The organism is Marinomonas sp. G8-14 (genome assembly GCF_055808935.1).
The window spans coordinates 1660110-1672119 of record NZ_CM147891.1; the positions used below are offsets into that span (position 1 = coordinate 1660110).

General features: G+C 43.4%; 12 protein-coding genes. 7 read left to right on the forward strand and 5 right to left on the reverse strand.

Annotated elements, in window-relative coordinates; all coding sequences use genetic code 11:
- The first annotated feature begins 2 nt into the window (after nt 1-2).
- Nucleotides 3-3416 carry a transcription-repair coupling factor gene (gene mfd / locus AC0L6V_RS08575; protein ID WP_409419668.1) on the forward strand — a complete coding sequence of 1138 codons (3414 nt, stop codon included), beginning with the start codon at nt 3-5 and terminating at the stop codon, nt 3414-3416.
- Nucleotides 3413-4093 carry a CsiV family protein gene (locus tag AC0L6V_RS08580; protein ID WP_265219223.1) on the forward strand — a complete coding sequence of 227 codons (681 nt, stop codon included), beginning with the start codon at nt 3413-3415 and terminating at the stop codon, nt 4091-4093. The genes mfd and AC0L6V_RS08580 overlap by 4 nt, the downstream gene beginning before the upstream one ends.
- Before the next feature lie 111 nt (nt 4094-4204).
- On the opposite strand, the gene sohB is transcribed toward AC0L6V_RS08580, so the two are convergent.
- Nucleotides 4205-5251 carry a protease SohB gene (gene sohB / locus AC0L6V_RS08585; RefSeq protein WP_265219222.1) on the reverse strand — a complete coding sequence of 349 codons (1047 nt, stop codon included), beginning with the start codon at nt 5249-5251 and terminating at the stop codon, nt 4205-4207.
- Nucleotides 5252-5509: 258 nt separating this feature from the next.
- Between sohB and nhaB the strand changes: the two genes are divergently transcribed.
- Complete coding sequence (gene nhaB / locus AC0L6V_RS08590) at nt 5510-7012, forward strand: sodium/proton antiporter NhaB (protein ID WP_265219221.1); 1503 nt, start codon at nt 5510-5512, stop codon at nt 7010-7012.
- 126 nt (nt 7013-7138) lie between these two features.
- Here nhaB and dnaQ read toward each other — a convergent pair whose 3' ends face one another.
- The 3 genes from dnaQ to AC0L6V_RS08605 are packed head-to-tail and all read right to left on the reverse strand — an operon-like array spanning nt 7139 to nt 9029.
- Nucleotides 7139-7852 (reverse strand): DNA polymerase III subunit epsilon, encoded by a 714-nt coding sequence (gene dnaQ / locus AC0L6V_RS08595; protein ID WP_265219220.1) that lies wholly within the window; start codon nt 7850-7852, stop codon nt 7139-7141.
- Entirely contained in the window at nt 7849-8292 is a 444-nt protein-coding gene (rnhA, locus tag AC0L6V_RS08600) for a ribonuclease HI (protein ID WP_265219219.1), read from the reverse strand. The genes dnaQ and rnhA overlap by 4 nt, the downstream gene beginning before the upstream one ends.
- Complete coding sequence (locus AC0L6V_RS08605) at nt 8289-9029, reverse strand: class I SAM-dependent methyltransferase (RefSeq protein ID WP_265219218.1); 741 nt, start codon at nt 9027-9029, stop codon at nt 8289-8291. The genes rnhA and AC0L6V_RS08605 overlap by 4 nt, the downstream gene beginning before the upstream one ends.
- 95 nt (nt 9030-9124) lie before the next feature.
- On the opposite strand from AC0L6V_RS08605, the gene gloB reads away from it, so the two are divergent.
- The 4 genes from gloB (at nt 9125) to AC0L6V_RS08625 (ending at nt 11611) form a co-directional block, all read left to right on the forward strand.
- Nucleotides 9125-9772: a hydroxyacylglutathione hydrolase gene (gene gloB / locus AC0L6V_RS08610; RefSeq protein ID WP_418138928.1), complete on the forward strand. Its 648-nt coding sequence runs from the start codon at nt 9125-9127 to the stop codon at nt 9770-9772.
- Nucleotides 9726-9899: a hydroxyacylglutathione hydrolase C-terminal domain-containing protein gene (locus tag AC0L6V_RS08615; RefSeq protein WP_418138929.1), complete on the forward strand. Its 174-nt coding sequence runs from the start codon at nt 9726-9728 to the stop codon at nt 9897-9899. Before gloB ends, AC0L6V_RS08615 begins: the two co-directional genes overlap by 47 nt.
- 145 nt (nt 9900-10044) lie before the next feature.
- Nucleotides 10045-11184, forward strand: coding sequence for a transglycosylase SLT domain-containing protein (locus AC0L6V_RS08620; protein WP_418138930.1), 1140 nt, complete (start codon nt 10045-10047; stop codon nt 11182-11184).
- A complete protein-coding gene (locus AC0L6V_RS08625) occupies nt 11156-11611 on the forward strand; it encodes a LysM peptidoglycan-binding domain-containing protein (protein WP_418138931.1) in 456 nt (151 codons plus the stop codon). Before AC0L6V_RS08620 ends, AC0L6V_RS08625 begins: the two co-directional genes overlap by 29 nt.
- Before the next feature lie 66 nt (nt 11612-11677).
- Here the strand turns inward: AC0L6V_RS08625 and ppnP are convergent, their stop codons facing one another.
- Nucleotides 11678-11968 carry a pyrimidine/purine nucleoside phosphorylase gene (gene ppnP, locus AC0L6V_RS08630; RefSeq protein WP_265219213.1) on the reverse strand — a complete coding sequence of 97 codons (291 nt, stop codon included), beginning with the start codon at nt 11966-11968 and terminating at the stop codon, nt 11678-11680.
- Nucleotides 11969-12010: the final 42 nt, after the last annotated feature.

Here is a 12010-nt window from a genome sequence, read left to right on the forward strand (position 1 = left end):
ACATGTCAGAAACCGTTTCAATCACCCTAAAGCCCGGCTTCAAAAACTTAATTAATGGTTTAGATGGCAGTCGTAAAGCCCTGCAGTTGCTAGCCATTGCCGCTCAACATAAACGCCCTATTCTCTTTATGGCCAATACGGTTGCCGAACTAAATGAGCTTGAAGATGAAATACTGTTTCTGAATCAAAATAAACACGAAATACTCCGATTCAGTGACTGGGAAACCCTGCCATATGACGCCTTTTCGCCACACCAAGACATCATTTCCCAACGTCTAGAAACATTAGCGAAGCTGACTGAAACCAAGAACCCAATAGTCCTGACAACCGTGGCGTCTTGCTTAACTCGCTTATGCCCTAAGCAACACTTAGATGCACAGCGCTTTCATTTAAAAGAAGGGCAAGAACTGCCTCTTGAAGACTTATCTCGCAAACTCACGAACGCAGGCTACCTAAACGTAGAAAATGTCCACGAGCATGGCGAATATGCCATTCGCGGGGCATTAATGGATGTGTACCCAATGGGGGCGGACAACCCTATTCGTATAGACTGGTTTGATAACGACATCGACTCTATACGCTGGTTCGACCCAGAAACTCAGCGCAGCATCAATAAAGTAACAGAAATAAAAATGCTGCCCGCAAAAGAATTTCCAACCACAGCCCAAGGTATCCAGCAATTTCGCCAAGCGTTTAGAGAGCGTTTTGACACCAACCCGCTTTCTAGCCCTATTTACCAAGACATTTCCAGCGGCATTATCCCTGCAGGTGTAGAATACTATCTACCTTTGTTTTTTGAACAAACGGCCAGCGTATTCGACTATCTGCCCGATGAGACACTCATCATACGCTCAGATAATTTTAATGATCAATTTGCCAGTATTAAACTCGACTTCCGCAGCCGTCACGAGTCACTCAATTACAATATTGAACGCCCCATTTTAAAGCCCGATGAAATTTGCTTAAGAGAAGACGAGCTGTTTGCGAAACTCAACCAATATGCCAACATTATTTTTTCTGCCGACGGTGAGCACCCCGCCTACAGCGCGCTTGATGTGGTAAAAATTGACTCCCGAGCCGAGCAACCACTAAGCAAATTACAGCATTTTCTTGCCAACACTACAGCAAGAGTGCTCATAGTGGCTGAGTCTGCCGGTCGGCGAGAGGCTCTACTCGACTTACTCAAAAAGTACAACATTAAACCTAAACAGGTTGAAAGTTGGGAAGCCTTCACAAAATCGACCAAATCGCTTGCCATCACAGAGGGCAACATTGGTCGCGGCTTCATCATCAACAATGAATTAGCACTCATTCCTGAAAGCGAAATACTAGGCGAGCGCGTTTCTCAGCATCGTCGACGCAATAAACAAAACACTATTAGCGAAGACGCTATTATTCGCAATCTCACTGAATTGAGATTAAACGCACCCGTAGTTCATATCGACCATGGCGTAGGTCGCTATCTTGGATTAACCAACTTAGAGATCGATGGGCAAGAAACAGAACTACTCACTCTTGGCTATGCCAATGACGCAAAACTCTATGTTCCCGTCTCCTCATTGCAGTTGATTTCGCGCTACACAGGCGCAGACGAAGACACCGCGCCATTGCATAAACTCGGTACTGACAAATGGAGCATTGCAAAGCAAAAAGCCGCCGAAAAAGCACGCGATACCGCAGCAGAATTGCTAGAAATATACGCCAAGCGCGAAGCCAGAGTAGGTCATGCCTTTGCCAAACCAGACGATCAGTATGAGCTATTTGCTGCGGGCTTCCCATTTGAAGAAACCCCAGATCAACAAATGGCCATTGATGCCGTTATGCGTGACATGTCAACAAAAAAACCGATGGACCGCTTGGTATGCGGCGATGTTGGTTTTGGCAAAACAGAAGTCGCTATGAGAGCAGCCTTTCTTGCAGTGCAAGATGGCAAACAAGTGGCTGTCCTCGTACCAACCACCCTACTCGCCCAACAGCACTATGAAAACTTTTGTGACCGATTTGCTGATTGGCCGGTAGAAATCGAATTTCTATCTCGTTTTCGGTCTGGCAAGCAATCCAATACCTCAATTGATCGACTAGAATCAGGCAAAGCCGATATTGTTGTCGGCACGCATAAACTGATTCAAAGTGATATTAAGTTTGCCAATTTGGGCTTGGTTATTATTGACGAAGAGCACCGCTTTGGTGTCAAACAGAAAGAACAATTTAAAGCCTTAAGAGCGGAAGTTGACATACTGACTCTCACAGCGACCCCCATTCCCCGAACATTAAATATGTCTTTATCGGGTATTCGCGATTTATCCATCATCGCCACACCTCCAGCAAAACGCTTATCTGTAAAAACCTTTGTCAAACAGAAAGACGAGCACCAAATCAAAGAAGCCATATTGCGTGAATTGCATCGCGGCGGGCAGGTTTATTATTTACACAATGAAGTGCAAACTATTCAGAAAGCGGCGGAAGAATTAGAAGCACTCATTCCAGAAGCTCGTGTCATTGTGGGCCATGGGCAAATGCGTGAAAGAGAACTGGAACAAGTGATGTCTGACTTTTATCACAAACGCGCCAACGTACTCGTCTGCTCGACCATCATAGAAACGGGTATCGACATACCGAATGCAAATACCATCATTATTGAACGCGCAGATAAATTTGGTTTAGCACAACTACATCAATTACGCGGACGCGTTGGTCGATCACACCACCAAGCTTATGCTTACCTACTTACCCCCAATGATCGCAGGGTCACCAGTGATGCCGAAAAACGCTTAGAGGCCATTATGCTCGCCGACAAGCTAGGAGCTGGCTTCACTTTGGCCACTCACGATCTAGAAATTAGGGGCACAGGGGAGCTATTAGGTGACGGCCAGAGCGGTCACATTGAACATGTTGGCTTCTCACTCTTTATGGACATGCTAGACAGAGCCGTCAAATCATTAAAAAATGGCGAATCGCCTGATATTGATATTACCTCACCCGCTCAAACCGATGTGAATTTGCGGGTCCCCGCGCTGATACCAGAAGATTACTTAGGCGATGTACATTCACGCCTGATTCTGTATAAACGCATTGCCAGCGCGAAAGCCAGTGACGAACTGAAAGACCTACAAGTGGAAATGATTGACCGCTTTGGGCTACTGCCTGATGCTACCAAAAACCTATTCCGCCAAACTGAGCTGAAACTCAAGGCAGAAAGCCTTGGCATTAATAAAATTGAAGTCAACGCAAAAGAAGGTAAAATCATCTTCAACAGCAAAACGCCAGTTGATCCGATGAAATTGATTAAACTCATTCAAACAAAGCCAGATGTTTATAAACTCGCAGGCTCTGACACCTTGAAGTTTTTAGTATCAATGAACAGCGCAGAAGAGCGCTTCCAGCACACAACAATGACTTTGGAATTATTACATTGAGAGCCTTAATTTGTAATTTATTATCCTTAACGCTGTTAACCAGTGGCGTTTATGCGGCTGACAACCGCTTCGATCCGAATACTGCCAAGGCCTATGAGGCCTATGTGGTTACCTTTATGTGGCCTGAAGGCCAGTCAAGTGAACAAGTGAGTTACAAAAACATCTTACCAACTGACCGACTTGTTCGTTTTCCAGCACCCAATGACGTCGCAGGAAACACACTTAACAGCAACCAGGCATCGCCATTTGGCAATAGACTGGGTCGTCAGGTAAAGATACTTGCTAACCAAAAATGGACGCTTATCTTTAAGCAGCCAGGTGACACCATCAACAAAAGTTTCGTCAGCCAACAAAACGTAAATGGTTACCCAGTGTTAACTGGCAATATCGCTATCACTCTAGGGCGATATTTGGAGTCTGACATACGCTATCAGCATTATTTGTTTGGCCGCGCTCAACAAACAGCTTCTACACCTCAGGACAAAAACAGTACGCCGCAACCAATCGCACCCACAACAGCCAGCTCGGCAGAAGTAACGCCTACATCGGTACTTAAATTACGCCAAAACAATAGAACCGCTAGCAAAAAGGTCAACTATTTAGACCATCCAACCATAGGCACTTTAATATACTTTGAACCGATTGAATTGGAACAGGCCATCTCGCAACAGCAGTGACACCAGAAAGCGACTTGGGCAGTAAATAAAGTATAACCCTTCTTTCCCGCAACGAGCGCTTAAATAAAAAGGAGCTTACAAAAGCTCCTTTTTACTGACCAAAAAAACAGACTAATAGCCGCGGGACTGGGCCAACTTCCCCACCCAGGCAATGGCTTTTTGCTCAATCACTGAAAAAAATGACAACCCTAAGCGTTCAGCCATGCCTTTCGGTTGTTTGTACGCTAAACGAATTACTTCCGCCGTACTGTAATTAGACACCAAATAGGCATCGCTGGTCATCACGACATCAACCAATTTGTTGCCTAATGCCTCCGAACCGTACCAAGTCTCACCGGTGGCAATGCTTTCGATGTCTAACTGCGGACGCTGGCTTGAGACAAATCGTTTAAAAAGATCATGAGTATCTTCTAAATCTTGCTTAAACTTTTCTCGGCCCTCATCTGTGTTTTCCCCCAACATGGTCAACGTACGCTTGTATCGCCCTGCTGTATGCAACTCAACATCAATGAGACTTTTATCCAACAAGCGATGAAGGTTTGGAATTTGGGCGACCACGCCAATGGAACCCAAAATAGCAAAAGGCGCTGCGATAATTTTATCTGCCACACACGCCATCATATAACCCCCACTAGCTGCTACTTTATCAACGCAAATCGTTAATGGGATATTCGCCTCTCGAATTCGCTGTAATTGGGACGCAGCCAAACCATACCCGTGAACCACACCGCCACCACTTTCCAAACGAACAACAACTTCATCCTGCGGCTTGGCGATACTTAGAATCGCAGTTATCTCTTCTCTCATTGTCTCTACCGCGGACGCCTTAATATCTCCATCAAAATCCAATACATACACTCGCCTCTTGGTCTCTTCTTTCGCATCAGCAACTTTAGAGACTTTTTTCTGAGCTTTTTTCTCAAGCTTGTCTTTTTTCTTCTTCTCTTTTTCGATGTTTTTTAGAGCTTTCTTATCCATTAGCTGACGATCCAACTCCGCCTTCATCGCATCATATGTCTCGTTCAATTTAGTGATAGATAAGCTACCAGGTTGCGATTTACGCTTTCCGCTTGCCACTATTGCCAACAATAAACCAATCACCACAGCAACACTGATTAACTTCAGCAAAAAACCAGCATAGTCAGTTAAAAATTCCAACGTTTATTTCCTCTAAATAGTCATAAGTTCTTGGCATATTGGGGATATTTTTACAAATAACAATCATATTTACTGATATTTCACTATAGATACTGTCAAGCATATGCCTTATTATCTGCACACTTTGATAGAGTCTGAGCATTTTAAAGCCTGAAAACCCCAGAAAACTAACAAGATTTTTTTGATCTGCTATACAAAAACAGAAAAATCCTGTTAATTTTTTGCACATTTTCAGTGTTTTCCCAAAAGGAGTCATCAATGAAAGCCTCTCTGTCCCAAGCACTAGGAAGAAATTTCCTCGGTGCATCACCACTGTGGTACAAGCAAGTCATCTTAGCGTTTCTGATTATCAACCCAATTGTCTTAGTGGTATTAGGGCCATTTGTTGCAGGCTGGCTATTAATTATTGAGTTCATATTTACACTGGCGATGGCGCTAAAATGCTACCCATTACAACCTGGGGGCTTGCTTGCCATTGAGGCCGTAGTCCTTGGGCTTACTTCCCCTGAGGGTGTATACACTGAAGTATCTCACAACATGGAAGTTATTCTGCTGCTCATGTTTATGGTGGCTGGCATTTACTTTATGAAAGACATGCTGCTGTTTATTTTTAACAAGCTTCTAGTCAAAGTAAAATCAAAAATCGTCATCTCATTAATTTTTAGTTTTTCTGCTGCATTGCTTTCGGCTTTTTTAGATGCCTTAACGGTGACAGCCGTTCTAATCAGTGTTGGCGTTGGCTTTTATTCGGTCTACCACAAGGCGGCTTCAGGCCAAAGCTCTAATAAAAATCACGACCATGGTAAAGACGATTCAATATTGCCAGTCAACACAGAAGACTTAAACGAATTTCGCTCGTTTCTACGCGATTTATTAATGCACGGTGCGGTGGGTACCGCGCTTGGTGGCGTCGCAACGCTAGTAGGCGAACCACAAAACTTACTGATTGCTAAGGTTGCAGGCTGGAATTTTGGCGAATTCTTCATGAATGTTGCCCCCGTCTCAATGCCTGTCTTAATTTGTGGCTTATTAACGGTGATCGTTTTAGAAAAGACCGCTTGGTTTGATTACGGCGCTCAATTACCAGATACCGTTCGAGATATTCTTAATAATTTTGAACAAGAAGAAAGCAAAAAACACACAAGCAAAACCAAAGCTCAACTGATTGTGCAAGGCATTGTCGCTATTATTCTCGTACTATCTCTTGCTTTCCATGTTGCGGAAGTTGGACTGGTTGGCTTAATGGTCATTGTACTGCTAACGTCATTCAACGGTATCGTTGAAGAGCGTCAGATTGGCCATGCATTTGAGGAGTCATTACCCTTTACGGCATTATTGGTGGTATTTTTTACTGTGGTTTCCGTTATCCATTCGCAACATCTATTTCAACCTGTCATTGATGTAGTGCTACAGATGCCCACAGATAGCCAGCCAATTATGCTGTTTATTGCTAATGGCTTACTATCTGCTATCAGTGACAACGTTTTTGTTGCTACTGTATACATCAATGAAATCAAAGCCGCACTGGATGCTGGCACCATTACTCGAGAACATTTTGACACCTTAGCTGTGGCTGTTAATACAGGCACTAACTTACCAAGTGTTGCCACACCAAACGGTCAAGCCGCTTTCTTATTTTTATTGACTTCTGCCATTGCGCCACTCTTACGTTTGTCTTACGGCAAAATGGTGTGGATGGCCCTTCCTTATACGATAGTGTTGAGCATCGTTGGCGGGCTATGTGTTGTTTACCTATTGTAATATGTGTTTAATTAACCAATAAGCTACATAAAAATAAATATCCCCCCAATCTGTTTAATCAAGGATTGGGGGGATATTTATTTGGAAGCTTGTATATCTATGCTTTTTACTGCTTTTTACTGCTTATTAATGCTTAATACGCCAGAGAGACTGACCGGATTTTTTGTCGATCAAATCTAAACGCGCTTCATGCATTTCTAACTCGCTCTCACTGGCTCGGATAATTTTTAGCGCAGGGCGATTGGCAGAAAAACGACGAATAGCTTCCACTCCACCCTCTTCTTTACTGTCTGAGTCCGCATGATTAGCAAGCCCCAAACTAGTCTGCCCACCCGTCATCAACAAATAGACATCGGCCAATATTTCCGAGTCTAAAAGAGCGCCATGCAATTCTCGGTGAGAGTTATCAATGCCATAACGTTTACATAAAATATCGAGGTTATTCTTCTGTCCTGGGTGTTTCTTACGAGCATAAACTAAGCTATCAAAGACACCACATACCTCAGCTGTTTTCGGATAGCCACCAATACGAGCAAACTCATGGTCCATAAAGCCAATATCAAATGGTGCATTGTGGATGATCAGTTCAGCACCTTTGATAAAATCGAAAAACTCTTGCGCAATTTCATGAAAACGAGGCTTATCAGCAAGAAACTCGTTGCTTATCCCGTGAACCTTAAAGGCTTCTTCTTCCACCTCTCTGTCTGGGTTAATATATACATGAAAATGCCGATTGGTTAACTTACGACCAATCATTTCCACACAACCAATTTCGATAATTCGATGCCCTTGTTTTGGATCGATACCCGTTGTCTCTGTATCCAGCACAACCTGTCTCATGATAGCGCCCTTAACTCCTCAATACCTTTGTTTGCCAATTGATCCGCAATTTCATTCCCTTCAATACCAGCATGACCTTTTACCCATTTCCACGTCACGTCATGATACTGACACAACTCATCTAAAGCCTGCCAAAGATCTTTATTTTTTACTGGTTGTTTGGACGCCGTCATCCACCCCTTTCGTTTCCAGCCAGCCAGCCATTCAGTGATGCCTTTTTGTACATATGAAGAGTCTGTATATAAAGTCACTGCACACTTTTCTTTTAATGCCCGCAGTCCTTCTATTGCTCCCATAAGCTCCATACGATTATTCGTCGTATCCTGCTCACCACCACATAAATGTTTTTCATGCTCACCAAAGGTTAACCAAGCTCCCCAACCACCAATACCAGGGTTTCCCTTACAAGCACCGTCTGTATACATTACAACCTTTTTCACTCTTTCATCTCTTTCACTGTTGGTTTCGTTAAAGGAGGCACTCGGACTCTAGCCCCAGACCAACGAGGTTTTAGCGGAATAAAGCGCTTTACCTGCTTTGTTGCCACCATGACATAAATACCACTAAAAGGCAGCTTAAGCGGCTTAAACATTCTATCAACCCAAGCAAAACGCGATCGCCATTTGCCATTTTGCAGAGGGGGTTGATAATACACAAAACGCTTTGTTTCCAAGGTGAGGCCCGCTACTTTTAGCCAATCCTCCAAGCGTTGATGAGCAATAAAATGACCGCACCATGGCGCTTTCACCTTTTTAGAAAACAAACGACAAAACCCCCAAACACTCCAAGGATTAAAGCCGATAATGATCAACTTGCCACTTGGTAACAGGGTTCTTGCCGCTTCACGTAAATCATCGTGTGGCGTTGCGGAAATATCCAACGTATGGTGAAAAACATGGACATCGATGCCATCCGCCTCAAAAGGCAGTTCACTTGCCCTGGCAACAACCGTATTCGATGGCGCACCAAATTCCAAAATAGGCGCGATTAAAATACTCTCACGTAAACGATGCTCTCGCACAGAGAAGTCTTTGAGAGGAGATTGCGTGACAAGATAATAGCCGACTGCGGAATCGAGTTCAGCTGCGACTTCATCGCGCTCCAACTGCAAGACACTATCGCCTAAATTACTCTTGTACCAATTTTGAAAAAATTGTCTTGATTGATCATCCAACATACAATGAATTCTCTTTTTAAACGGTATGACGCTGTATTTATTTTTTTATAGACACGCCATATAAACAACAACCGCCTCTATAAAGCAGACAACTTATGACTATTTTTCCGCTTCCCGCTTTTCAGGACAATTATATCTGGATCATCCAAGATAAAGATAGTTCAGCCATCTGGGCTGTAGATCCGGGAGATGCCGACGTCGTATTAGATTATTGCCACAAAGAGAACAAAACCTTAACAGGCATTTTAATTACCCACCACCACAAAGATCATACTGGGGGCGTCAGTAGACTAAAACAATATTTTGCTTGCCATGTTTATGGTCCTGCGCATCTTACGGATCTCATTACTACGCCCATGTACGAAGGTGATCAAGTAGCCATTTTCAAACACACCTTTCATGTTATCGCTACCCCAGGGCACACGCTTGATCATTTGTGTTACTTTTGTCCCGAGGGGGCAAACACTTTATTCAGTGGCGATACCTTATTCAGGGGCGGCTGTGGTCGAATAATGGAAGGAACACCAGAGCAGATGTTAGACGCGATGACAAAAATTTTCCATTTACCCGACAACGCACTCATCTACGGCACCCACGAATATACATTAGCAAACTACCGTTTTGCTCTTTCTTTAGAACCCAACAACAAATCACTTTTACGCTCAAACCGAATAAGCCAAGCAAAAAGGGCCAATAATGAAGCCCACTTTACCAACAAAACTCAGCGTAGAGAAAAAAACTAACCCCTTTTTACGAACCCACATTAAGTCCTTAAAAGTTAAAGCAGCACAACAACTTAACGAAAAACCAGCCGATAATTCTGTGGCGGCATTCAGTCAAGTTAGACGAGCCAAGGATAGTTTTAGTTGACCTATCGCGATACTCCCTTAAAATGTCCAAACTTTATTCAATTTTGTGACTTACATGATATATAAAATATTCTGGATTTGCCTTGTCAGCCTAACACTGAGCGCCTGCCAAACCGCCTCAAAAATAGATCAAGATAACGCTTCGAATGAGCCTCACAGAGTCTTTAGAAGATGGAGATATTGCCGAAGCAGATACCGAACAATTAGGTTTTATTGACACTGTACCACCAGTCGAATCGACTACAGAAGACAGTGAAGAAGCAACCGATGAGCAATTGGTCACAACGATAAAACCACAAGAACACGCTGACATATGGGAAAGAATTCGCGCCGGATACCAGCTTGATCTTGATATAGATCGCCCTCGCCTATCCTCTCAGCTACGCTGGTTCAGCTCTCATCCTTCATATTTAGATAGAGTATCAAAGCGTGGTGAACGTTACTTGTACTACATCGTTGAAGAATTAGAAAAAGCAGGTATTCCTACAGAAATCGCCCTATTACCCATCGTAGAAAGTGGCTTCGATCCATTCGGATACAGTCATGGACGCGCTTCTGGTCCTTGGCAATTTATCCCATCTACAGGTCAAATGTATGGGTTGGATCAAACATGGTGGTACGACGGTCGACGCGATATTATAGGCTCGACTCAGGCAGCCATTGCCTACCTGACTCGACTGCATAAAATGTTTGATGGTAACTGGCTCCATGCACTGGCGTCTTATAACTCAGGTGAAGGCACTGTTATGAGAGCGATCAGAAAAAACAAAAAAGCGGGGAAACCTACTGATTTCTGGTCCCTAGACCTGCCGCGAGAGACTCGTGCTTATGTCCCCAAGTTAATAGCCCTTGCTAAAATCATCAAAGATCCAGAAAAATACAATTACTCAACGTATTCCATCCCGAACAAACCCTATTTTGATATTGTCAACATTGGCGGTCAAATAGATTTAGCTCAAGCGGCGGAGATGGCGAACGTTAGTATTGATGAGGTTTACTTATTAAACCCTGGCTTTAACCAGTGGGCAACCTCCCCTGATGGCCCCCACCGACTGTTAATGCCTATTTCCAAGGCTAAAAAATTCAGAGCAAAGCTGGCAGAAATCCCCAGCAAAGAGCGAGTAACTTGGGTTCGCTATTCGGTAAAAGCTGGTGACAATTTACTCTTAGTGGCAAAACAACACAACACAACAGTCAACGTCCTGCAAGACGTTAATAAAATGTCTTCCTCTATGATCCGCGTTGGGCAAGAGGCTCATGATCCCAGTAGCCGGAAACAACATTGAAAGCTACACATTAAGCTCTCACCAACGCTTACTAGCCAAGCAATCTAAGGCACCAAACCGCAATCGCATTAAAATAAACTACACCGTCAATTCTGGTGATAGCTTATGGTCAATTGCCAATAAATATAAAACAGATACAAAAACGCTTGCCCGTTGGAACAATATGGGGCTTGGCGATCCGCTAATGCCTGGCAAAAAACTGGTACTTTGGCTAGAACCTGATCAATCAAAAAACAGTGACAGTACTCGCAGTGTAATCAAGAAAGTGGTTTACACTATAAGATCGGGTGAGTCATTGGCTGTTGTTGCCAACAAATTTAAGGTGTCCATCAATGACATTCGTGAATGGAACCCCAAAGTCAGCAGCAAAAAGTACGTTCAACCGGGCGACAAAGTCACTCTTCTTGTAAACGTGGTCGGTGGCTAAACAATCAACAAAAAGGGCTGATTTGATCAGCCCTTTTTTTATTATACTACTTTTAAAAAAGTCGTATCACTCATATCGACAAAGATAAGCAGTCATCTCGGTCACTTTTAATTGGAAGGTTTGATTCGCTTCTACAATAAAAGTGTCACCTTTCGCAAAGGTTGTCCAATCGTCTTGTCCCGGTAATTTTACCGTTAGTGCACCTGATACAACCGTCATATATTCTCGTTGACTCGTGCCAAACTCATAGTCACCAATTGCCATTACACCAACCGTTGATGTTCCTTCCGCGTTATCCAATGCAATGGATTTTACTTGATCATTAAAATAGCTATTTACTTTTAACGCTGTGCTCATATACAAGTTCTCATTTCCGTTTTAAAAATATGTTTTTTTAGC